Source organism: Streptomyces sp. NPDC050528, assembly GCF_044457795.1.
GTDB lineage: Bacteria > Actinomycetota > Actinomycetes > Streptomycetales > Streptomycetaceae > Streptomyces.
This window is the reverse complement of the sequence record NZ_JBITHH010000020.1, coordinates 133,584-157,774: the sequence shown is the minus strand read 5'-3', so window position 1 is coordinate 157,774 and position 24,191 is coordinate 133,584. Positions and strand designations below refer to the sequence as shown.

General features: G+C 65.7%; 10 protein-coding genes and 2 pseudogenes. 3 read left to right on the top strand and 9 right to left on the bottom strand.

All coding sequences use genetic code 11. From position 1 onward, the window contains the following. Positions 1–19: 19 nt before the first annotated feature. The 9 genes and pseudogenes from ACIBK4_RS46700 to ACIBK4_RS46660 all read right to left on the bottom strand — a co-directional run bounded on the left by ACIBK4_RS46700 (position 20) and on the right by ACIBK4_RS46660 (position 20,215). Entirely contained in the window at positions 20–2,173 is a 2,154-nt protein-coding gene (locus tag ACIBK4_RS46700; protein WP_399005617.1) for a UvrD-helicase domain-containing protein, read from the bottom strand. Beyond that, the gene (locus ACIBK4_RS46695; RefSeq protein ID WP_399005615.1) at positions 2,173–8,778 is read right to left on the bottom strand and encodes a DEAD/DEAH box helicase; all 6,606 of its coding nucleotides are present in this window, start codon (positions 8,776–8,778) and stop codon (positions 2,173–2,175) included. The genes ACIBK4_RS46700 and ACIBK4_RS46695 overlap by 1 nt, the downstream gene beginning before the upstream one ends. Positions 8,779–8,786: 8 nt before the next feature. Continuing rightward, entirely contained in the window at positions 8,787–13,685 is a 4,899-nt protein-coding gene (locus tag ACIBK4_RS46690; protein WP_399005613.1) for an Eco57I restriction-modification methylase domain-containing protein, read from the bottom strand. A gap of 5 nt (positions 13,686–13,690) precedes the next feature. Next, a complete protein-coding gene (locus ACIBK4_RS46685) occupies positions 13,691–16,630 on the bottom strand; it encodes a DEAD/DEAH box helicase (protein WP_399005611.1) in 2,940 nt (979 codons plus the stop codon). A 62-nt stretch (positions 16,631–16,692) separates the two neighbouring features. Next, entirely contained in the window at positions 16,693–17,757 is a 1,065-nt protein-coding gene (locus tag ACIBK4_RS46680; protein WP_399005609.1) for a serine/threonine-protein kinase, read from the bottom strand. 213 nt (positions 17,758–17,970) lie between these two features. Next, a complete protein-coding gene (locus tag ACIBK4_RS46675; protein WP_399005607.1) occupies positions 17,971–18,741 on the bottom strand; it encodes a hypothetical protein in 771 nt (256 codons plus the stop codon). Continuing rightward, a pseudogene (locus ACIBK4_RS46670) lies at positions 18,738–19,154 on the bottom strand (RNA polymerase sigma factor); the annotation flags it as partial. The pseudogene ACIBK4_RS46670 and the gene ACIBK4_RS46675, both read right to left, overlap by 4 nt. An 84-nt stretch (positions 19,155–19,238) precedes the next feature. Beyond that, positions 19,239–19,478 (bottom strand): annotated as a pseudogene (locus tag ACIBK4_RS46665) (WhiB family transcriptional regulator); the annotation flags it as partial. Positions 19,479–19,987: 509 nt separating this feature from the next. Next, positions 19,988–20,215, bottom strand: a complete 228-nt coding sequence (locus ACIBK4_RS46660) for an integrase (RefSeq protein WP_399005605.1) — start codon at positions 20,213–20,215, stop codon at positions 19,988–19,990. A gap of 116 nt (positions 20,216–20,331) precedes the next feature. Between ACIBK4_RS46660 and ACIBK4_RS46655 the strand changes: the two genes are divergently transcribed. The 3 genes from ACIBK4_RS46655 to ACIBK4_RS46645 all read left to right on the top strand — a co-directional run bounded on the left by ACIBK4_RS46655 (position 20,332) and on the right by ACIBK4_RS46645 (position 23,599). Beyond that, positions 20,332–20,982 carry a helix-turn-helix domain-containing protein gene (locus ACIBK4_RS46655; RefSeq protein ID WP_399005603.1) on the top strand — a complete coding sequence of 217 codons (651 nt, stop codon included), beginning with the start codon at positions 20,332–20,334 and terminating at the stop codon, positions 20,980–20,982. After that, positions 20,979–22,520, top strand: coding sequence for a tyrosine-type recombinase/integrase (locus ACIBK4_RS46650; protein ID WP_399005601.1), 1,542 nt, complete (start codon positions 20,979–20,981; stop codon positions 22,518–22,520). The genes ACIBK4_RS46655 and ACIBK4_RS46650 overlap by 4 nt, the downstream gene beginning before the upstream one ends. Before the next feature lie 308 nt (positions 22,521–22,828). Beyond that, complete coding sequence (locus ACIBK4_RS46645; protein ID WP_399005599.1) at positions 22,829–23,599, top strand: hypothetical protein; 771 nt, start codon at positions 22,829–22,831, stop codon at positions 23,597–23,599. Positions 23,600–24,191 lie beyond the last annotated feature (592 nt).

The following is a 24,191-nucleotide window of genomic DNA, read 5'->3' as shown; positions in this document are numbered from 1 at the left end:
TCACCGGCTCGGTGCTTTCTCACTTGGCGCCGGGAGACTCCAGGAACTGGCTGGCCCGCCCCGCCCATGTGATCGACAGTTGCTCACGGGCGCGCGTTGCAGAGACGAAGAGCAGTGACTGTTCACGGCGAAGGTCGGATGCGTGCTGAAGCCGGTCTTCGGCCTGCGGGGTGAGGGCAGTGGGCAGCGGCATGTGCTGAGCTCCGGCTCCGACGATGGCGACGGCACGGTATTCGAGTCCCTTGATGCGGTGCATGGTCATGACCTGCACGCCCTCGTCGGGGTCGGGTACACGGGAATCCTCCACCTTCACGGTGTCGAGTTTGGCGCCACGCAGGGCTTGGACGGCCGCGTCTGCCAGCGCGTGGGTTCGGGCCACGACTGCGATCTCGTGCGGCTTGATCCCCTCCCGCTGCCACCCTTCGACGCGCTGCGCCAATGCCGTCATTTCTTGGGCCGGGGTCCGATAGCGCTGTGTCTCGGGGAGGGCTCCCGAGAGAACGGAGCGGTACCCACGCAGGTGCTCCGTGTTCCCGTCCAGGTCGTCGAACTCCACCTTCCCAAGCAGGTTCAGGGAGGCTACGAGGATCTGTCGGGTGGTCCGGTAGTTGAGGGTCAGCCGCTTGGAGCGACCGCGGATGTTGATGCCGTGGGCGCTGAGGGATGTCCGGTTGTCGTAGATCCTCTGGTGTGCGTCGCCGACGAGGAACAGGTCGTCGTCGCCTTCGGGGACCAGGGCGCGCAGTAGCTTCCAGTGGGCTGCGTGCAGGTCCTGAGCTTCGTCCACGACGATGTGCCGATACGGCCGCTCTTCGTCGGTCCAGCCGGAGGCAATCCGGGCGGCCTGGGCGGCGAGCTGGATAACGCCCGCGGCCTTTTCTCGGTCGAGCCGTCGCTCGAACTCCTCGATGAGAGACCAGACTTGTGCACGTTCGGGGCGGCTGAGCCGGCGGCCACGACCCGCGCGGCGGGCGGCGAAGTACTCGTCGCGGCTGCGGATGTCCTGGGCGAGGACGATCTGCTTCCACTCGGCGTCCAGGAAGCGGCCGTCGAAGCGGTATGCGGACTGCTCCTGGGCGAGCTCGATCCAGCGGTTGAGGATTTCGCCGTCCTTGAGCCTGCTGGGGGCTTCGGGGCCGAAGGTCTCCTTCACCGTGCCGTAGGCGACCTTGTCGATGTTGCGGACATCGACCTTGGCCAGCAGTTGGGCCCCGCCGAGGTCCTTGAGCTGGGATTTGAGCAGGTTGGCGAGGTTGGTGGTGAACGTGGTCAGCAAGATGGCGTGACCTGCCGGCAGACGCTCGGCGAGGGCTTTGACTCGGTGCAGGGCCACCACGGTCTTGCCGGTGCCAGGGCCCCCGGTGACGCGCGCGGGCCCCTTGTACGGGGTCTTGCGCTCGGCCAGGTTCCGTTGCGCGGGGTGGAGGAAGATCCGCCAGGCCGAGAGCGGTTCGGTCAGGATGCGTCCGAACTCCGCGATGTCGCCGGTGACCACAAAGGCTTCCTTGGTGGCCGGGCGTTCGATGGCGGCCTCGTAGTCCTCGGGGTCGATGTCGTCCTTGGTGGCCGCGAGGGAGCTGACCTGTTCCCAGACCTCCTCGACGGACATGCCGTCGGCGAGGCACAGGATCACGTCGCGAGCCAGTTTCGGAAGGGTCTCGACGATGCCGAGGACGGCGTCCTCGCTGTGGATCTCGCGAAGCGCCGGGACGATGGAGGAGTGGACGCCGAGGCGTTCGAAGTCTGCGTCGGAGACGCCGGTGAAGAACGCCGGCGCCTTCGTTCCCGCCGTATTGTCCGCGGTCTTCGACTGTCCGCTGAGGGTGCCGTACAAACTGCCCAGGTTGATCAGCTCGATGCCGCCGGTCACCTTGTTGATGTCGAAGAGGATGTTCGCAGCGAAGTCGTACGCGTCATCGTGCGGAAGGACGGCGACCAGGTAGTAGATGCGGTCGGCGTAGTGCATGAGCACGGCGCGGTAGTTGTCCGTGACGCGCGCGGTGCGGACCCTCTTGTCCTTGGCCCCTTTAGGGGGCTTGAGGTTGAGGCCGTTGGAGTCCGGGTCGCGCTGCATCTTCATGATGAACTGCAGCACCAGCGGTTGGACGGAGCCGTCCAGCGCGTCATAGGACTTCCCGAAGACGTCCGCCATGATCACCTTGGCGCCGGACATCAGTTCCCCTCCAACTTCTTGATGAGTTCAGGCACGTTCACAGCCTCGGCCTGTGCCACGTACCACCCCTCACGCTCGAATGCGGCGTCTCGTTCCTCGTCCACGTCGATGAAGATCGCAACCTTCTCGTCCGCCCAGGCCAGTTCGGCCAGCAGCGCCTCGTCTCCGTACTCGAAGCCGACCTCCGGCACGTCGATGCGCCCTGCGCGAGCTTCATCAACGAGCGCGACCAGGATGTCCTCGACCTTGCTTGAGGCCCAGCCGAGAGCCTCGGCCCACGCCGGCGGCAGCGGCGGCGGGGCTCCTCCCTCCGTGGGCAGCGCACTGGTCAGCAGGGCCACGGCGTGCGGGTCCACCTGATCGCTGGTGGAGATCGCCACCTGGTGGAACGACCGGGGCAGCTCGTCGCTGGCGGCAGGCTGGAGGAACTGGAGGAGGTTGGACCAACGCAGCCAGTCCGCCCAGCGGCTCTTGTGGTCGTCATCCGCGATGGCGTCCGGTCGGTCGTCGAGCACGATCAGAGCGGACCAGGCCCGCATGTCCGCCCGTTGGGTCCGTGGTTCGGGTCGGCGGTCCAGAAGACCCGTGATCCGCGTCTGCCCAATGGTGCGGGCGTCGAAGGCGATCGCCTCGGTGGCCGCAGGCGCGGCGGGCAGGTCTGCGCCACGCAGAATGTCGGGGAGCACTCGCCCGATCTCCTCGCGATCCACAGGCTGTGGATTCGACACCGCCCCGAAGCCGCCGAGCAGGCCAGCCGCCCGCCGCGCCCATTTGACCCGGTTGGGGTCGGTGAGGAACTCCAGCAGGGTCTCCACCGGGTTCCGCAGAACCGGGTCGAGGGTGTCGTCGGGCAGGGCCTCGCCGACCAAGATCTGGTGTATCTGGCGGGCGCGCCCCAGCGCTCCCTCCGTGTGCAGGGGCGTCGCGGGGGTGCGGACCTTCTGGTCCTGAGCCGCGCCGCTGACCGCCGTCGCCCAGGCCATGACGTCGTCCCAGGTCAACTGCCAGACCAGGATGCCTTCGGCTCTCAGGGCCGCGCGCTTGGCCGCGTCGTCAGCGATGCGGTTGACGCGCTCGCTGGCGTGGAAGGCGAAACCGTCGAGGAAGACGGCGACGCGCTCGGTGGGGCCATCGGTGCGTTCCAGGAGGAAGTCGGGCTCGCAGGGCGGGGCGGTGTTCATCCGCACGTGGTCCTGCATGCGCCAACGCGTGGTGGTGTCACCGGTGGTGAAGCGCAGTTCATGCTCGATGCCGCGCTGGCCGGCCTTGGCAGTGACCGATCCGTCCTCCTCTTCGCGACGGCCCCAGGTGACGAGGGTGCGGACGAACCGGTCCTCCAGCTCACTGTCGACGAGTTGGTCGATGCGGACGCCGGAGAGCGTGTCGACCTTCTCTACGTCCCAGTCCTTGAGGATCTCGTCGAGGAGTTCCTTCGCGATGCGCAGCGAAACGTGCGGGTGCTCGCTGCTGGAGACGAAGGGCAGCAGGCAGCGGTGGCAGGGGGTGCGCTGTTCCTCTTTCTGGCAGGGGCAGTCCCGGAGCGCCGTCTGCGCGAGGCTCAGAACGCGGTGCAGCACCTTGGGGTCCGCGAGGTGTTCGAGGTAGCCGGTGCCACCGGGCATGGAGTCGTGCAGGACCAGGAAGCGCCTGCGCAGCTCCTGGCTGTCGCCGGGCATGCTGTCGGTGACCACGCGGATGTGATCGGGGGCTCCGCCGAAGTGCTTGGTGATGCCGAGGAGCAACGCTGCCTTGAAGGAGACAAGGCGCTCTGTGAGGTCCATCGTGGAGACGGGCAGCAGGATACGCAGGGCCTGCGTGGTCAGTTCGTGGGCCAGGAGCAGTTTCTCTGTCGGCTCGTGGTTCACGCCGTCGTCGCGGTGGGAGCACCAGTACGAGTGGCGGGTACCGACGCGCTGAGCCGAGGGGTCCCATGCTTGAGGGTGTACACCTCGGACCGCCCCGCACTCCAGGCATGTCTCGAAGCCAGGGACTTGAATGTCCTCGCCGCGGATCACGTGGGTCGACCCCGGTGCGGCCGAGGGGCCCAGGTTGATGGTCCGGATGGTGGCCACCCGGGCGAACTCGACGCCGAAGGGCGGTGCCTTCTCCTCCGTCTTGCTGATGCGGCGCCAGGCCCTGAGGCCCTGGGGCTGGTCCTTGTCGATGTCGACCAGGGTGATCGCGTCGAACGCTCTGCGCTCGCGCTCGTCCCTCTCGTCGGTAAGTCGCGCGTCCTCGCGGCGCTCACGGGCGAGGACCCGCTCAGGCACCAGCACCTTGTGTACGGCCCCGGGGTCAGCGATCTGCGGGGCCGTACAGCGCGGGCAGGCGGTGATGTCGAGGCCGGTCTCCTCCGTGGCGACGAACCCGCATTCGGGGCAGAACCGCCACAGAGCGTACGCATTCTCGCCCCCGCCAACGCCGGTGCCGAGGTCCACGCCGTTGACGATGAACTTGTAGCCGTCGCTGTGGAAAATGTTGCCGGGGGCGAGTTCGGTCAGCGCGAGGCGTGAGCCGCGCCCATAGTCGGTCGCGCTCTCGTCGAACTCGCCGTCGCTGTCCTTCCACCACAAGGTGGCATCCAGCACGGTCGCATCGTCGTGGAGTGTGTAGTTGGGCAAGAGCCCCAGCCGTACCAGGGCGTTGATCGAGTTCTCCGAGACGAGGTCGTCCCGGCGTTTGCGTACGGTGCGCTGTTCGGCGTAGAGCTGGCGCCGCTGCGTGTCACGTTCAGGGTCTCCCGAGGCGGACGCCAAGGCGTCGAAGGCCCGGCCGATCTGCCGCATCCGCGCGCGCAGCGCCGCCACCCGCTTGTTCCACGCACTCGCGGCGGCCCCGACGGTCTCCTCCAGCCCCTGTGCCGCGAAGAACTCCACGCCCTGGATCGCGACCGGGCTCATCGCGGGGAAGAGCTTGATGAACGCTTTGGACAGCGTGGCGTGACGGGCGGTCGCGACGTCGAGGAAGCGGCGGAACCACCCGTCAGCGGCCAGCCCCTGCCCGAAGAGCTCGCCGATGCGCGGGGGCATAGGGCGTTCGGGGATCTCCGTGCCTTCCCACAGACTGCGGTCGGCGGCGCGGTCGAAGAGGAAGGCCAAGTACTGGCGGCGCAGGATCTCGGAGGCGTCCAGGTAGCAGTCCGGCGGAATGATCCTGCCGGCCAACATCTGCTCCGGGGTGTGCAGGTAGTAATGGCTGCGGGCGCCTCGCGGGACGAAGGTGACGGCCAGGGAGTTGCCGGTACTGCGTCCCGCCCGCCCGATCCGCTGCGCGTAGTTGGCGGGCCCGGGCGGCATGGAGGCCAGGAGTACGGCCGACAAGTCGCCGATGTCGATGCCGAGTTCGAGAGTGGGTGTGCAGGTGAGGACGTTCGGGTCGAACGCTGAGGCTCGGTTCTTGAACGCGGCCTCGACTTGCTCACGCCGCTCCCGGCTCAGTGCGCCCGTATGTTCGGCGGTCAGCACATCGCCTGGCCGATCGACGGTGTACAAGCGGCGGTAGTAGTCGGCCGTGTAGTCACGGTCGTCTTCGACGAAGTGACCCGAGCATCGGAATCGCAAGCATGCGGTGCCCAGCCACGGTTCACGCCGCCCCGGCGGCACGGCCTGCCGCCAGGTGCAGGTGTCGCAGCGCACGCCGCACGCGTTGACACCGCCTTCGTCGGCTGAGGCAGCGTCGTCGATGCGGTACACGAGGACGTTGCGCGGCTTGAGGGCATAGACGAGTGAGCCGCCCTCGGCGTGGTAGGTGGCCAGGATGTCGTGCTGAGCAAGCAGCTTCATGGCCAGCTCTGTCACCACGCGTGCTTCACGCCGGTCGCAGCCGAGTGTGCGGTGTCCCCAGTCCGCGAACCAGGTGTTGTCCTGGGTGAGGGAGTCGAAGCCGGTGGTGCGGATGCCTCCGGAGACCGGGAACGCGGGGGCGGCAAGCCCACGCGGGAAGGCTGGCATGCCGGTGGGCCGACCACCCCAGATCGGCCAGCGCCGCGCGCCGGCCTGCCGGATGTACTCCTGCAGCCAGGGATGGAACAGCGCGCCGCGCAACCGCAGGCGCTCTGCCAGGCCGCGCAGGAAGACCTCATAAGCCGCGTCATCGGGCGGCACGGAGATCTGCCCGGGGAGACGCAGATGCCGTTCCCTCAACTCCGCGCATAGCTGCGGGAGTTCCTTGAGGTCGACCTCAGTAGCCGCCGTACGAGTCAGCTCCAGAGTGCGGCCCAGGCGGGAGCGAAGGCCGAACTCCAGCAGAGTCTGGAAGACCATGCGGCTGTGGAGCATCTCCGCGCCGGCGTCACTGAAGTTGTTCGACTCGTCCAGCAGAGTCTGAATGTCCGGGTTCTCCCGCAGGTCAGGCGGGACGATCGAGGCAAGCTCTTCGCGCTTCCCGTCGCCGGCGGCCATGACAACGGCCTCAGCCGCATCGGCCGCGAGATTGTGCACGGCGATCGGCTGTCCCAGAGGGAGGTGCTTGGTGAGAAGGCCTCGAAGAGTGAAGCCGAAGCTGCGGTTGGCGATGAACGCGGCCCTGTGGGTGGCGTCCTGCACCGCGTCGGTGAACACGAGCAGCTTCCGCTCGTTCTTGGCGAGACCCCGCTCCGAGAAGAGCTGGGTGGTGGTGACCGACGCGAGGGTGGCCGTTCCCGCGCCGAGGAAGCGCATGCCGTCGTCGAGCCCGCACGAGGGGCATTCGTCGCCGCTGCCGACGGGCAGCGGTCCCTGCGGGGTGATGACCGCGACAGTGTCCTGCGCCGGGTTGGTCAGCAGCTGTTCGTTCTCCGCGTGCAGGTGCAGCACCGGGTACTCGTCCGGGCGGGCCCGCAGCATCCAGCGCACAGGCCGCTTCTTCTGCGCGGAAGCCTTGTAGATGTCCAGCGTGTTGGTCTTGAGTTGCTGCCACTCCAGTTCAGTGGACAGAGCAGCCCAGCCCGACCGCCCGCAGTGACGGCAGTAGACCGCTGGAAGGTGACGTCGGTATGGCGGGCCCACGGGGCGACGTGAGGCGTGCTCCCGCTCGCCGATCTCGCCGACGCTGTCGACCTCCGCCGGCTGGTAGATGGCGAGGTTGGCGGGGTTCGGACGTGAGTCACCCGTCGGGCCGTCGTCGTCGTACCAGCGGAAGTGCGGCTCGGCGGTCGCGGCCCGGATGACGCGCCTGACCTCGCGCACCCACAGCTGTGCCTCAACGCGCAGGAACGGACCGGGTTTTCCGGTCACGGGATGCGGAGTGCGGGCGTGCGAGATCAGCGCGAGGATCCGCGCGAAGGCGAGTTCGACTAGTCGCGGGTCACTGCGAGCGGCCTCGTCCCACCCCGGGCCACCACCGCGCTGTGCGAACTCCCGTGCGATGTCCGGGACGGTCACCGGAACGCTCCCGGCGACGTCAAGGATCGCCTTGACCAGAATGTGCTGCCCCAGCCTGGCGCCAAGTTGCAGCGGATCAGTGATCGGCTGGCCGAGCATGAGCCTCGCCAGCTCTACAAGGGCTGACTCGTCGTCCAGCGGATCGGGCAACGCGGCCAAGGCGGCCGGTGCCGGGTTGGGCAGCAGGAAGTCCGGAACATCTACCAACTCCCCGGGCGAGAGCCGGTCTTCACCGATGAGCGCGGCATTCGGGAACGGCGTGCCGAAGACCTTCTCCGCGAACTCCAGCAGCAGTTCGCGGTCCGACCGCTCAGGCCCCGCCGCGACCGGGCCGTCGGGCACACCCCCGCCCAGCGTCGCCGATGTCGCCACCGGCGTGATGTCGCCGAGTGGACGTCCCTCGCGCGCCGCCCCAGTCGCCGCCCCAAGACGACGCAGCAGCATCGCCACGTCGGTGCCCTGGGCGCCGTCGTAGGTGTGGAACTCATCGAGGACGACGTACGCCAGGGAGTCGGACTGCCACAGCGGAACATCCGGGATCCGCTGCAGCAGCAGGTCCAGCATCTTGTAGTTGGTGAGCAGGATGTCCGGGGGTTCGGCCCGGATCGCGTCCCGATCGGTGATCAGTTTGCTGATCGTGAGGTCCCCGGCAAGCGACGTCGATCCGCTGTCACGGCCGTACGAACCCGGCTCAGCGTCATCCCCGTCCGATGCCGTACGCGGACCCGAGGCACCGCCGATATAGATGCCGGCGGTGACGTCCTTCAATGCCTTCTCGGTGGCGAGAAGGTCGTCGATGCGGCGGGCCTGGTCATCGGCCAGAGCGTTCATCGGGTACAGCAGCAAGGCCTTGACGCCCCGCTGTCCTGCAGCCCGGGCGCGCGCACAGTGATCCAGAATCGGCACCAGGAACGACTCGGTCTTACCCGAACCGGTACCCGTGGTGACGATGGTGGGCTCCGGCTGCCGACCCGCCTTCGACGACAACCGGTGCCAAGCGGCGGCCTGATGGGTGTACGGCGTGAAGCCCTTCGGGTGCCAGTCGAGCGCCTTCTCCCATCCCTTCTCCGCCTCTCGGAAGGGCGTGCGCACCCGCAGGTATGGTCCACGGAACAGTCGGCTCTCCGGTCGCTCCAGGAACGCGTCGAGTTCCTCGCGCACGTCGTCGTCGGCAAGCGCGAAGCTCGTCGTCAGGTAGGTGGCCAGAGCTCGACGCAGGTCCTCGGCGACCAGAGAGGGCAGCATTACGGCGACTACCTGCTTTCTACCGGAACGTCGGAAGGAGCCTGCTCGGCTTCGGCCCGGCCGAGGAGGTTTCCGTGGTCTCCGTGCTCGGCTGCATACCTGGCGTAATCCCCGTACTCGCCAGCGAGCAGCCGTGCCGTGAAGTCCGCATGGGCGCGGGTCATTTCGGCCTCGCGGTCAGGCTTCACCCAGCCCTCAGGCATTTCCGGGGTCGGATCGCCGGCTCGCGCCGCTTTCGCCCAGGCCTTGACGAATGCACCCTCATCAGGAGTCTGCCGGATTCCTACGTTGTGGGTCGCCGCACCGATCTTGTGCCCGTCTGCGGCGAAGAACATCTCCCACTCGTACTTTCGAAGCACCGCGAACTGTGATCGGTACATGGCGCAGAGCTGCTCAGCGGTCAGGCCGAGCATCACAGCGACAATCGCGTCGATCTCGACGAGCGCCATGCGGCGGTCGCACTCCGTGCGCAGCGGCGTCGCCATGGACCAACTCGGCTCCACATCCTGGATCTTCGGACGGGGTGACTCGGGATCTGTCCAGCGGTCCGAGAGCCAGGCAGGCTCGAACAGCTCCTCCCACAAGGGTGCGTAATCGCGAGTCAGGCAGTTGAGACGGAGTGCGCGGAGGAGCAGCGGGGTGGTGAGAGGGTGGCTTAGAGGGCTAGGGAAACTCCGCGCCAGCTCAATATTAACCTTCGAGGATCCGGAAACCTTAACCAGGTAGTCAAAGGCAAGCGAGGCCCACAGACCAGCCACGACTCCGGTATTCCGGTTCGACGAAAGAGCGAGTGTAGGTACCGAATCGACGTGCGTCGGACCCGGCACCATCAAAGCAGCTTGGAGAGAGCGTTCCGTATTTGACGTAATCATACGACGCCACATAACTCGCCAGAAACTTCCCGATGACACTTCATCCCATGATCGTCGAGCAGCCTCGAAATCATACTTTGAGGCCAGCCTCGCATAGTTGGTACGCGGAATCAACGACTCGGGAAGTCGCTCCAAATCCCAGTCCGAGTAGTCCTTGTTGGACTTACAACCAGGGTTCGGCTGCTTAGCGAAGGGCGTAGCAACCGAGAAATGAGGGCCCTGGATCACAACCTCATCCCAGGATTCAGGAACAGCAGTACGCCGCTCGATAATCCCCTTCTCTTTAGCTCCCTTCTCATCCAGGTCACGCGACCACCAATAATGGTGGTCGTGAAGCCGCTCCGGAAAGGTGGAGAGCTTGAGCAATGCTTCATTATCGTCCACCGTCACCGCCCGCAACACACGAGCCTGCTCGGCTGGCGTACCCGGCTCATCGATAACGGCCGCCCAGCTGGCGAGGACCTGGTGGTCAACCGTAACAATGCGACGCTGGTGGGGGCGCATATCCCAGCCGCCCTCGGGGAACTGGATACCAGGGATAGCCCCTTCACCGTTATGCAAGAAGGAACCATCCACGGTAGATGGGTGGACCGCCCGCGCAATCTGCACGAATCCCACGCTACGCGGCGCCCCGTAGACGCTCACCCCAAAATTCTTATTGTTGTCAACATCCTCAAACAGGAGGATGTTGTTTCCGTATTGAAAGTGGCGACGCAGGCGAGAATAGGTGGCAGCACGAAATTTCCCACCCTTCGGCACTGAGAAGTGGTTCTCCTCGTGGATCAGGGCGGCAGATCCTCTAGGATTCAGGTTTCTCCACACACGCTCCATGAAGTTCACATAGAGGTTCGTCTGCAGCCCAGAGAGAACCGGATGATCAATTGGAGAACCCAGATGGTCATTGATGCCCGACCACGAGGCGACATCTGCGAGATAGGACCTTCGAGCTGCACTCCTTGACACAACAGTGCCTCGCCGCTCGGCCTTCTCAACTTCTGACGCCTGCTTCTCAAGACCAAACCAAGCATCATGTTCGGCCAGGGCCAGATCATCGTCCCACTCGAACTTAAGCCACGGAGGATTCCCCACCTGTAGATCAAACCCACCCCGCTCGAAGATGTGGGCGAACTCCAGCTCCCAGTGGAAGAACCCTTCCCTCCGGGCGATCACGTCTACCTCGCTCAGCCACGGGAAGCGGAGAGTCACCGCCAGCATATCCACGCACCGGCTCATTGTGCGGTCAAGTTCGTCATCCATGGCCAACTGCTCGAAGGCCCCGGTGTCGCCGAACAGCCCGAGCCTGTCATCGAGCCCAGCCCTGTTGGAGCCGCTCTTGGCTTTCACCCTGGCAGGAGGCACGCCGAGGACGGCCTCACAGAACTCCAACCATTCCTCGAAAGTGGGCGGTTCCGGCGTGTTCAGCTGGCCCACGGGCCAGAACCAGAGCGCGCACCACGCATCCATCACCAGCTTCAGCCGCCCACGCGGAGCGCCCGGCTGCTGAAGTGCCTGCTCAACCTGCTCCCGCGAAACTGCTCCCGAGGACCGCGGCAGAGGCCGCTCCTCCACAACCTCCCACACGTCGATGTCGCGACGGATTTCCTCCTCAGACACGACAAGTCGGCGCTTGGTCAGTTCCCACAGCCTCTCAACACGATTCGCAAGAGCCAGCAACCGCTTCGTCTGGGTCACGGACGGAGTGGTCGCCACCTTCTGGCGCCACTCCGCAAGCTCGTCACGTTCCTCCCGCACAAGCTCTTTGGCCTGCTTGGCATTTACGACAGCGGCCCAGCCCTTCGCCGGAAGCAGGAAGTGGTGGAACTCCTCACCGTCGCGGAAGGCGCCGTCCTCAGCGCCTTCCTGAAACGGCCGGTCGATCGGCACGGCCGTCAACCACGCCTTCCGCTTCAGCAACGTCTTTTCGTATACCGCCCGGCGAGCGCCGATAAGAGAGTTGCCGCGCCGCAAGTGCAGGCCGAACCACGGGGCCTTCAGCCCCTCATGCATCGCGTTGAGCCACAGCGACACCTCGGCCAGCTCCACGGCGGTCTGGTTGAGGTCGACGCCATAGGAGTTGTGGAGAGCCAGGTACGCCTTGACCTTCTGTAGCTCTGCCTCGTACCGGTCCGGCGGCAGCTGCACGTCCTGGCCGCGCTCGGCGGTAAGTTCGATCATGCGGCGCTTGAGGTACTGGGCCGCAAGTTGGTTGATCGCTTCGTTGAGGAACGCCCCCGAGCCAAGTGCCGGCTCGCACACGGTCAGATCAAGGATGTCCCTGGCGGCTGTTGTCTCACCATCCCGGTCGAGGAGTTCGTCCAGGGCGTGCTTGACCGTGCTGCGGGTGAGCACCTCGGGGGTGTAGTACGAGGCGGAACGCTGGCGCTCGCGGCCCGAGAGGCGGTAGACGAACGAGCCCTTCTTGTGTTCGACGCGTTTCAGTGCGCCCGTGATGTGGTCGCGGCGCTTGACGAAGACCTCGTCGTCATAGTTGTCGGACTCACTCTGAGGGACGACCCAGGTGCCGGCCAGGCCGTCCGAGTCCGGCTTGGCCACCTCGTACAAGTCCTCGCTCGCGAAGAAGCCGGTGTACGACATGAGCCCCTCGTACACCGCGCCGAGCTGGTTGATACCCAGCTGGGCATACGAGATGAAGCCTTTGCCGTTCTTGCCACGGCTGAGCATCAAGAGATTCAGCACCTGCCACAGCACCTTGTTGCGCAGCCGGGTGTCGACCTTCTCGCCATCGATGCGGACTGTGCCGATCAGTGGGGTGGCATCGGTCTTGAACAGATCGCTGCGCAGCGACTCGAAGCGGATGCCGTCCGCGTCCAGCAGTTCGCGGTCACCCTGTACGCGGTCCTCCAGGTCGCGATGCCCCTGGTCGACAAGGCGGAACAGCAGGTCAAGAGACTCATAGAAGTGGAACCGGTCCTGGGACTCCTCAGGCAGGTCATACGAGACCAGTTCACCGAGCCGGGCGAGGCCATAGCCGTCCTGGTAAGCCTCGTCCTTACTGGGCAGGATGCCCAGTTCCGGGCGGGCCTCGGCGTACAGGAGGAACAGGATCCGATAGAGGTAGCGCAGTGACTCGCGTGTGAGGCGGGTGGCGAGCTCAGCACTGTCACCGAGTTCGGCCGGATCGGCGGGATGCTTGTGGATCCGGTCCAGGATTTCCTTGGCGATCAGTTCGACGGACTCGCGCAGGCCCTCGCGGAGTTCCTTGGAGACGCCTACTGCGTGTTTGCGGCCCTTGTCGACTAGGTCGTCAAGGAACCCGGCTGCACCACCTTCTGTGAGCAGGGACTCGCCGCCGAACAGGGCCGACACGGCTTCCAGTTCGCCGCCGTCACCCGCCAGGTTGCGGTCAAGCGCAGCATCCACGCTGACGCCGAGGAACCGGCCCTCGTGCCATGCGGTGCGGTCGGCGAGCAGCACGGCACCGCCGGCGAGCAGAAGCACAAACCGTGGCGCGTAAGCGTCGTCACAGCCGAAGAGGAAGGTAACGGCATCGGCCGCGCTGGTGACCTTGTGTCTGCCCTCCAGCGCGATGGGGGCGAGCAGTTCGGAGCCTTCGTCCTCGGCCTCAGAGACGACGAGTTCGGCGTCTGTGCTCCAGGTGACGTCGAGAGCGACGAGTTCGACGCCACCGGGTCCCTTCACAGCGAAGGCTACGGGGACTTCGCGGGCCTTATCAGCATGCATGACTTCGAAGACGCCACGCTGGATCCTGATGTGGGTGTCGTCGTCGCGCTGCGGCTGCTCGCCATCGGGGTGGAGGTAGGCGAGGGCCGCGAGCAGGGTGTCGTTGAGCCTGCTCAGCTCGGATCCGCCGAAATCGCCCTTCTCGGTGATGCGGACCTTGGCCTTGAAGTAGTCGCGGCCCAGGTTCCTCATGCCCGAGCGGGACGTCGGCCGCCCTACCCGGTCGGCCGCCGTCCAGCGCTTGCGCAGGTCGACGAGGTCCTTGGAGAAGATCTCGGCAAGGTAGTGGGCGGAGATGTACTCACCGCGGTTGACGATCGCTTCGAATGCCACGGCGGTTACACACCCTTCTTCTCGCCGGTCCCGGTGGCCGGGACGAGGACCCCGATCACGCGGACCATCGCCTCGCCCTGTGTGGCCAGATCTTCGATCAGCTTCTCGACCTCTATGGCGGTCTTCTCCACGCGCTGTTCCGCGTCCTCGCGCCGAACGCCCAGAGTGAGCTGTTCGTAGGTCGTCTCGCTCGCCTTGCGCCAGGCCCGCAGGCGTTTTTCGTACTCGACCAGTCGCTCGATGAGCGGTTCTTCCTGAATGCCGCGCAGCTTGGTCAGGTGCTCGCGGGTGGCCACAACAGCGTCTGGCACCAGGGCACGCAACGCGTCGAGGTCTCCGGTAAACGGGCGGTTGAGCATCTTCGGCTCCACCCCGGCTCGATTCAGCACCTGGACCAGGTCGTCGTCGAATTCGGGGGCGCCGTGCTCCAAGCCGCTCACGCAGGACCAAGCGAGGACCGTCGGGTGACCCTTGGCGTTGGAGTACATGCCCTGCATCAAGAACTTGGGGCCATCGACGCTGGCCGTGATCACGGGTGCGGTGTTACGGGTGAGGCGGACCAGGACCTTGTCGGTGAGCCACTCCACCAGCGGGTGCTGATCGGTCACGAAACTGACGTCAGGCCACCCTGATGTCTCGCGCCGCGTCTGCTTGGTAATCGCGCCCTTGGGCCGTCCACCGCTCAGTTCCCGGGCACGATTCAGTCGCTGCTGGGCGAACGCCGGATCGAAGGTGACCCGCAGCTCGCCAAGTACCCCGCGCTCATCCAAATAGGTCTGCGGAAGCACCAGGAGCCGACGCTGCAGTTCACGGTCGGGGACGAACGAGAGCATCTCGGGATGATCCTCGCCCCACTGCTTGCCGATCTTCGCCTGTGGGTTTTCGTCGTACACCTCGTCGAGCGCCTCTTCCACGAAGGCGCGGGTCGAAGCGAACAACTGAGGCACCTGGTAGTGCTCTCCCGAGCCGTCAACCGTGTGCTGGGCCATGAAGAGGTCAAAGGGGTCGGCCGTCTGGGCCGGCACGATCTCGTCGAATGCCTTGCCGTCCGCCAGCCCGGTCTTGATCGCGTTCTCCTCCGCGTCCTCGTCACGCAGACCGAGGATGGAGGCGGCTTCGCCCAGAGTGCGGTGGACCTCGTCCTCGCGCTCCAGCAGTCGGCGGGAGACCAACCGATCCGCAGACGGGACATCCGGGTCCTCGTCCTGGCGAACAAGCAGCAGGGCGCGGACCTCCGGCTTCTTTTCCTGCCCGTACCGGTCGATACGGCCGTTGCGCTGTTCGATGGTGATGAGCGACCAGGGCAGGTCGTAGTGGATCATCTGGTGGCATTGGCGGTGCAGGTTGACGCCCTCGGAAGCGATATCGCCTGTGAGGAGGATCCGCAGCTCGGTGTCTGCCAGGCCGAAGTCCTTGACAGTCCGCTGCTGCTCATCGTCGGACAACCCACCGTGCAGCTGCCGGACTGCGCCCTCCATCTTCTCCATGCTCGCCTCGAAGCCCAGTTCACCGGGCAGGTTCTCGTGGAGCATCTTCAGGGTGGCGCGGCGTTCGGAGAAGACGACGACGCGCTCGTCGGATCCCGGGCCGACACCCATGTCCTTCAGCTCGGCGACCAGGCGGCGGAGTTTGGCGGCCTCCTGGACCGTGGCCTCTGCAGCCAGTTCGCCCAGGCTCACCAGCGCCGATCGCTCAGCAGCACGCTGTTCCTTCTTCTCCGGGTTCCTCTTGACGTCCTCGTCGATGGAGTTGATCCGGTTCTTCACCGTCTCGGCCAGCGCCTCGTGCGACGAGAGGAACGCCTTGAGAAGTGTGTAGGGGAACAGACGGGCTCCCTTGCCGGTCACCGGAGCCGACCGGCCATCCCCAGGACTGATCCAGACGTCGTACAGTTCCTCGAAGATCCTTTGCTCGGCGTCACTCGCGGGGCAGTCGAAGGCCCGCGGCTTCTTACGGGTAGCCCACTTGTGGCCGATCTCCGCAGACACGTCCTGGGACATCTTGTGCCTTCGGACGTACAGGTGATCGAGCTGGGTCTCGTCGTAGTCGCTGGTGTCGGGGATGGCAGTCGGGTCCAGCAGGCTCAGCAACTCGCCGAACGACTCCCGCTCACCGTTGTGCGGCGTGGCGCTGGCCAGGATCAGAGCGTCGGTCCTCGGGGCGAGCAACCCCGCGAGCCTGTTGTTCTTCGTTCCCCTGTTGATCAGCTTGTGAGACTCGTCGATGACGACGGCATCCCAGAAAACCTGCGTGAGGTGGCTGCGCCAGCGGTCGGAGCGCAGGGTGTCGATGGAGATGATCGCGCGCTTGTAGTACGAGAAAGGGTTCCGGCCGGCCGGAATGTTCCGTCGGATGCGCTCGATGCCACTGGAGTCCAGGCGTACGAGAGGGATCGCGAAACGTGTCCACAGCTCGTGCTGGAACTGCTCCAGGATGGCCTTGGGCGTCACCACGAGGATGCGCTCGCCCCGGCCCCGCCGGATGAGTTCCGAGAGCAGCAGCCCGATTTCCAGTGTCTTGCCCAGCCCGACCGCGTCCGCGATGAGCAGCCTCGGCTGCAGTCCGCGCAGTGCCGCCCGGGCCGGCTCCCGCTGATACGCGAGGTCGTCGAGGAGGTGCGTGCCGACCGTGGCGAGGCGTTGCTCGGACAGCGGCAGCGGAGTCTTCCGGATGAGGGCGTCGATGAACAGCCGGGAGCGCCGACACTCCGGAGAGGTGTCAACATCGAGGTTAGTGTCCTCGGGATGCAGAGGCGTGACCTTGTCCAGAGACTCGTGGGCGAAGAAGACGGCCCGCTGGTCGCGTACGAGCGGAGAAATTCCGCGGACATCCAGTCGCGTACCGTCCTGCTCCGTCTCGGATGCCTCCACGACCAGCCAGTCCTCGTCCCGCGCGCGGACCTGCATACCCGCGGCGAACTTGGCGGCGCCTGCGACGCTGGTCACCGGGCTCTCTCCTTCACTCACTGTTGCACTGCCTCATTTTGCTCGCTTGCGCATCGGCGGCATCAACCGCCGAAGTCGGACCGGTGGTCGCGGATCTTTCCGCGCCAGCGGTCAGCCCACGGCTCTCCCCCACCGCTGGACGCGCCCGCCACTACTGGCTCGGCAAACGGCACCGGAGATTCCGGCTGCTCCGCAGCTGGCCCTGGAGCCTGTACCGCCACGGGCGGCGGCGCGGGAGGTGTCTCCGCCACCTGCAACACATCCGTGAGGAACGTGTCGGGCAGCGGCGGATACATGGAGCCACTCATCGGCACCGCGTGCTCCAGCAACCGGTCCATGGCCGCCTCCAGCACCGTGTTGGCCGTGGGCCGATCCCCAGGAGAGTAGGCCAGGCCACTGACAACAAGAGGTTCCAGACTGGCCGGTAAGCCCGAAAGATCCGGCTTGGCATCCAGCAGCGTCCGCTGCACCGCCAGATCAGCGTAGAACGGGGGGTGCCCTGTTGCCGCATGCACCAGAGTCGCGGCCAAGCTGAACACGTCCGCGGCCTCGCTCGCTTTCCGCGAGTCCATGGCTTGCTCGGGAGCCATGTAGGCGAGAGTGCCGAGCGGCGAGTTGCCGGATGTGAGCCCGGTCGCACCGCCGACATGACTCACACCGAAATCGATCACCCGTGTGCCCTGCGTGGTGACCAGCACATTGCTCGGTTTCAGATCACGATGCAGCAGCCGGACGGAGTGAATATGGATGAGAGCCTCGGACAGGCTCGCGGCCAGCCACCACGCACCGAGTTCACTCACCGGCCCGTGTTGGTGCAGCAACGATTCGAGCGATGGCGCATGGATGTACTCGGTCGCGATCCACGGCTGCTCGGCATCGGGATCTGCGTCCACGAGCGCGGCGGTGTGGAATCCCCCGACGCGCCGGATCGCCTCCAGCTCCTGGGCGAAGCGCTGACGGAAATACGGCTCGTCCGCCAACGCCGGCTTCACAACCTTGATCGCCACCGGGCGAGGACTGCGGTAACCGAGATAGACGACGCCCATTGCGCCCTGGCCGAGACGGCGAGACAAACGGAAGCCAGCGATCTCACGGGGATCGCTGTCCCTCAGCGGCTCGAACACCATCGCCCCCGTTCCACGTCGAGCGCGCGGAGACGAGGCGCACGGGACGCGAAGTACACACGTCAACAGAAGCGAGGCTATCAGCGGCGCGGGCTAGTGTTCGGCCCCATCGTGATCTCAGTCGCGCTCCCCGGTATTCCCCCGCACCGCAGCGGATCGATCTGCGTCGAAGAGACCGTGCAGCCCGTCACATCTGCGAGGCGCTCGCACCATTCCTCATCGCTCGACGATGTGCTGGTCTCCGCCAACCTGATAGACCCGTGCGGTCCCACCCGCATGGGCATGCATCTGCGCTGAGGGGGCAGGGGGACGTTCGTCCTCGGGCAGCGACGCCCGAGCCGCGGCGAGAATTTCTTCAAGCTCCGGCGCGGCCGACGGATCGGCCACCAGCAGACGCCTCAACCGGCGACACCAATCGCCCTCCAGGTCTTCCATAGCTGCCGGGTCTCCCCTGCGTTGGGCCTTGAAGAGCTCCTCACGGGTCTCCTCCAGGGCCATACCGACCGCGGTAGCCCGCTCAGGATCCACGTGGCGCCACAGTGCCACCACGCGGTGATATGCGCTCTCCCACGCGTCGGTGACCATGAGCGCGACGATGGCCGTGCCCGCAGCCCGCGCCAGTACTTCCGGATCTATAACTGCGTCCTCGGAACCTCTTGACGCGTGACCACGCTGAGAGGCGTCACCTCGCTGACCGAGTTTCAGGAACGTGGCCGCGGTCGCCTCGGCCGCCACCTCGTCCAACGTTTCCGTCAGTCGCTGCTCAACGTCGGTCGAAGCACCAAGAGTCTCTTGCAGGCCTGCCTCGCCAGTCTGCAGCACTCTGGTGAGTCGGGATGGCTCCCGCACTTCAGGTACACCTGCTGTCAGAGCAGCTGACAACTTTTCGTCGAGGTCAGTCGACTCGGCCAGCGTGGCTTCCAGCTCGGCTGACCCTGCCCGTAGAAGCTTCTGAAGGCGGGAATTCTCGGACGGATTGGTGCTCACTCCGCACCTCCCTCATCTTCCTCCAGCAAACGCTCTAGGTTCACGCGCGCCCGCCGCAGGTTCTGGCGTACGTTCACAGCTGGCATTCCCAGCGCCTCGGCGGTCTCGGACGGAGTGCACCCATCGATTTCGAATGCCATCACCGTACGCTGCAGGAGGGGCAAGCGCCGAAGGAGTTGGACCATGGCTATCTTCTCCGCCACGTCGAGGCTGTGATCGCCTGCCCGGCGTTCTGGAACCTCATCGGCCAACTCGTCGGGCCGGATGCGGTGCACCGACTTCAACCACATGCGGAAGGCCGTCGTTCGCAGCCATGGTTTGGGGCGGTCGACCCGACGCCAGGTCTTCGCTAGTTCAACAAATGCGGCCTGGACAGCGTCCTCCGCGTCCTGCCGTGACCCGCCTGCCTTGATCAGGAAGCCCACCAGGGGCACGAACTGATCCCGGAACACGGTTGTGAAGGCGGCTTCCTCCTCGGTGCTCAGCCATGGCGGACGCTCTTGTTCGAGGGGTTCTGCACTCCTCTCATAGTCCGTCCTGGCAGCTTCGAGAAGTCGACGCCACGAACTGACCGCAGGGCGCCTCCGCAGCAGGGCTCGGCGCTCCCGCTCGGTCATGCCACCCCAAACCCCAAACTCAACGCGGTTGTCGAGGGCATCGGCAAGGCATTCGGTGCGTACCGGGCAGCCGGTACACACGGTCTTCTGTCTGTCTTGCGCTGTTGCCTGGACGAACATCTCGTCGGGGTCGGCCGTCCGGCACGCCGCACGGGTTGTCCAGTCAGTTGCCCAGGCCACGCCGGACTCCCTCGCGTCCTGCGCCCTGCCCCACTTCAATGGTCAGTTGGTCCGCTCGATCGACGAAGCGGCTGCCCTCAGGAAGCTCACGCACTACGTCGCGGCGGAATGATCCGCGGACCTTCTCCAGTTGAACCAGCCCCCTCGTATGCACCCAGATACGCAACACGACCGCCAAGTACCCCACCACTGTGACTCCCGCCGCAATCACATACTCCGGCATCGCTCCATGCTCCGTTCACCGCTGGGTAGAACTAGTCACAGAGGAGTGCTTTGAGGACGGCGCGGGCGTGACGTCGCATGCCCGTTTTTCTTCCCACGAGGCGTCGAGGATCGGACCCAACATTGCCCGGGCTGTCTCGCCAGCGTCAGCAGCAGCCCGCCATTCTCGAGGAACCGCTTGCCGTCCGGCGAGCCGACTTCTCCGTGGCCTCGGCCGACAGTGATGGTTACGCGCAGAGCTCACCGCTCCCGGCAACCCGATCCGGGACTATGCCCAGGAGCTGGTGCAGTTCCGAGGTGACCACGCGGTAGGCGTTGCCGAGCTTGAGGACAGCGACCGGGTATTGGTCCCTCTTCGCCAGGGCGTATCCCGTGCTGCGACCGATCGTCAGCGCCCTGTTGGCCGTATCGAGGTCTACAGCGACGGGCAGAGCGAGCAGCTCTTCGCGAGTCATCCCTCGGCCAGCCTTACGTGCTTCCATGACATCTTCCGATCGCTACAGGTGCACTGACGACAGAATCTGTATCACTGATGTTGCAGTCACCCATTTTTACGACGTAAATTGCAGCCATGACGAACAGAGACTGGTCGCCGCGCTTCACCGCCCGCGTTGCCGAGCAGATGCGTCACGCCCGCAAGGCCGCCAGCCTCACCGTGGCGGAGGCCGCTGAGGCGTGTACGGCCCTGGGCCTGCCGGTCCCCAAGACGACGATCACGAACCTGGAGACCGGTCGCCGCAGTTCGATCGACCTCGCGGAGTTCCTCGTCCTTGCCGAGGTCTACAAGGTCCCGCCCATCAGCCTGCTGTTCCCCCTGGGTACGGAGGCTTCCGTCGCCGTGCTCCCTGAGCGAGAGGTCGCGACCTGGGAGGCGGTGGCCTGGTTCACCGGCGAGACGCCGCTGGAGAGGTCCGCTCCACAAGGCTCCGCCCGGGAGGTACTGGACACCTTCCGCGCCCACAGCGACGCCGTGGCCACGGCTGTGACGTCCACTCGCCTGGCAAAGGAGCGGCGGCGCAAGGCCAGCATCACGCTCGATTCGGGTCGGCGCGAGACCCTCCTGGAAGCAGCAGCCTCGTACGAGCAACTTGCCTTTGACGACTGCAGGGAACTGCAGGAGTTCCGCCACACGATGCATGAGCGCGGGCTGGTTCCGCCGGCCCTGCCCGCCGATCTCTCCTTCGTGGACCAGCGCAGTGCCGACTCCGAGGACAGTGAGTGAACGGTTCGATCACCCGGCGCTGCTCGTGCCGCGACCCAAAGACGGGCAAGAACTATGGGAAGACTTGCCCGAAGTTCTCCAGCAAACGCCACGGTACGTGGGTCGTTGTCCAGGAACTGCTGCCCCGGCAGGACGGCAACCGTCGCCGGTTCCGTCGGTACGGGCTTGAGAGCTCCGCGAAGGCCACGGAGGAACTTAACAAGGTCCGCGCGCTGCTAGCGCTGCCCGATGAAGATGATCCGACTGGTCAGATGGCGATCAGTGATCTTCTGGAAGCCTGCGCAAAGAACAAGGAGCCACTTCCCGACTACGACGAGACCCGTCGCCGCTTCGCGACCGGCCAGAGCCTCAACTCCAAGATGACCGTCGGCGAATGGCTCGACCTCTGGCTCGCCGGACGTAAGCGGCTACGCGTGACTGGCCTCAAGCGCTACGAGTGCGATGTCCGTGTTCATCTGAAGCCGCATCTGGGCGACGTCCGTCTCGACAAGCTGCGTGTTCATCATCTGGACACGATGTTCGACGGGATCAACGAGGCCAACATCGAGATCGCCGAGCAGAACGCCCAGCGGCGGGCCGCGCTCGATCTGCTCAGGACGATCCCGTGGAAGGGCGTGGACAACCGGGCCCGCCGTAAGGCAGTGCAGGAGTCGATCGACGCCATGCCGCCGTTTCGACGAGTGACTGGCGCCAGCACTCAGCAACACATCAAGGCCACCCTGCGCGCGGCGCTAAACGTCGCGATCGCGCAGCAGGCCATGTCCAACTTCAACCCGGCGGAGCATGTCGAGTTGGAGCCCGGGGCGAAGCCCAAGGCCCTGGTGTGGACCGACGAGCGAGTCGCGCACTGGGAAGCCACCGGGGAGAAGCCGTCTCCGGTGATGGTCTGGACACCTGAGCAAACCGGGCGCTTCCTGGACTTCATCGCCGAGGACCGCCTGTACGGCTTGTGGCACCTGATCGCGTTCCGGGGGTTGCGGCGTGGTGAAGCCTGCGGCCTTCGGTGGATGGACCTCAATTTCGCAGGCGAATCGCTCGCAGTCGCCACCCAGCTCGTGCAGGACGGTTGGGACATCATCGAGGGCGCTCCCAAGACCGACAGCGGCATCCGCCTCATAGCGCTGGACGGCGAGTCCATCGAGTATCTGCGCGACCACAAGCGCCAGCAGGACAAGGACCGGCGGAAGTGGGGAACCGGCTGGAAGCTGACCGGCCGGATCTTTACTCAGGAGGATGGCTCCTGGCTCCACCCCGGGAAGGTGAGCGACCTCTTCGAGCGGCTGGTCACAGCCGCCGGCCTGCCACCAGTCCGACTGCACGACCTCCGACACGGCGCAGCGACCCTCATGCTGGCGGCCGGGATCGACATCAAGGTCGTATCCGACACACTCGGTCACAGCGACACACGCATCACGCGGGACATCTACCAGGCCGTCCTCGACGACCTCGCACGCGCTGCTGCAGAGGCGGTCGTCAAGTTGGTACCCCGCGCCCGACGCCGCCGGGGTAAGGGCACCTCCGACGAGCGTACGGCCTAGCCTGCTACCGCTTTACGGGCCTCCGGTCAGCGGGTATCTGACCGGAGGCCGCCTCGCTCGGTGGTCGTGGTTGATGTTCCACCTGCGCAGGGGTGTCTCGCGACCGCCTGCTGTCATGAGGAACCGCATGACACCTGGGTGGGGCGGCTCCATGCTCGCCAACTCCCGTGCCGACGATATGGATACGGCCCGGAACGACGCCCGAACCAACAGCTCGCTACCGACGGCCTTGACCCGGCGGGCCGCCTCCCAGCTGATAATTACAGGCTCAACGTCTCAGCAACGTCGTAGCCTCTCGGACTATGAGGGTGTCTGAGAAGGGGGCGGAGGATATCTCCTACCTGGCCCCGCTCTTCAATGCGGCGGCAGCGTATCGGGCCGAGGACCATTTCACGCTGTTGCCCGAGCCTGCGGCTCGCGGCAGCCTGGCAGCGGACGACAGACCGTTGAAGTCGTGGGGCGCCGCCAAGTTCGTCCGTTCCTCCTTCGCGGCCGGCCTGATGCATGTCGAGGCCCTGACCAAGCTGGTGGTCGTCGCGAAGCAGATCGATCCGTACAGCCCGTGGACCCTGCTGCGCGGTGCTCAGGAGAACTTCGCCACGGCCGTGTGGCTGCTGGACGGCAAGGACCGAGCCGAGCGCCAGCATCGCGCGCTCAGCTTGTGGGCAGAAGACTTTCGCAATCGCGCCCAGCATGAAGCCGACGTGCAGCACGTCGTCACGGGACCCAAGGAGAAGACCGGCTGGCAACGTCATGAGGAGATCAAGCAGCTCGCCGACAACCTGGGTCTCCCCAAGCTGCCCAGGCCGAGCGCTGGAGACATCATCTTCGCTGCGGCCTCGACTGCCGGGCTCAATCCTGAGCGAACCCGGGCATCTTGGCGGGTAGCGTCCGGCTTCGCCCACGGTCGCATCTGGCCGAACCTTCGCGCTTCCGAACCTCGCATCGCCACCCCCACAGCCGACGGCTACCTCATCGGCTTCGTGGTCGACGACGCACAGCTTGAAGCCCTAGCCAAGGCATGCCTGAAGCTCCTGGAACATGCCGCTCGGCGGTACGAAGCCCGCAATACACCGTAGGTCGGCGCGACCTCGTGGCTCGGGCGAAAGTCTCGCTTGGCGCCTAGGAATTCCCCTCGGTGCCTCCGGGGGATGTGTCGGGCGGCAGTGACCCTGGAGGGGGCTCGGGTGGTGGTGGCGGTAGCGATGTCGCCCCGGTGGCCTGCCGGTAGTTGATGATTGCCTGGATTCTTTTTTCAGGATCAGTTATTTCTTCCAGAGTCGCCGCGAATTTCTCGTCGACCGCATCTCCTTTCCGCTGCCGTACGTGATCCAGGACCATTGCGGTCATGGGAACGGTCAAGTACGCCAAGAGAAGAATGACTCCCACGGCCCACCACGGGGCACCCCCCAGGCCCGCGAGAGCGGCAGGCAGCCCCGCCAGGATGCTTGCCGAGGAGATGCTAGGGGGAAGGCTCACCGGGTGTGCCCTTCTGGCACACAGCGGCCCCGCCGCCTCGTGCCTGACAAGCCGGGCCTCTGGCCAACGGCGAGTGAGTAGGAGGCGACGCAGAAGCGCCGGGGCGTGCGGGCACGCTGAAACCCGGTGCCGCCAAAGGCGGTCCGGCGGTCTTTCAGGGAAGCTTGATTGAGGGCCCGGGAATCGAGATTA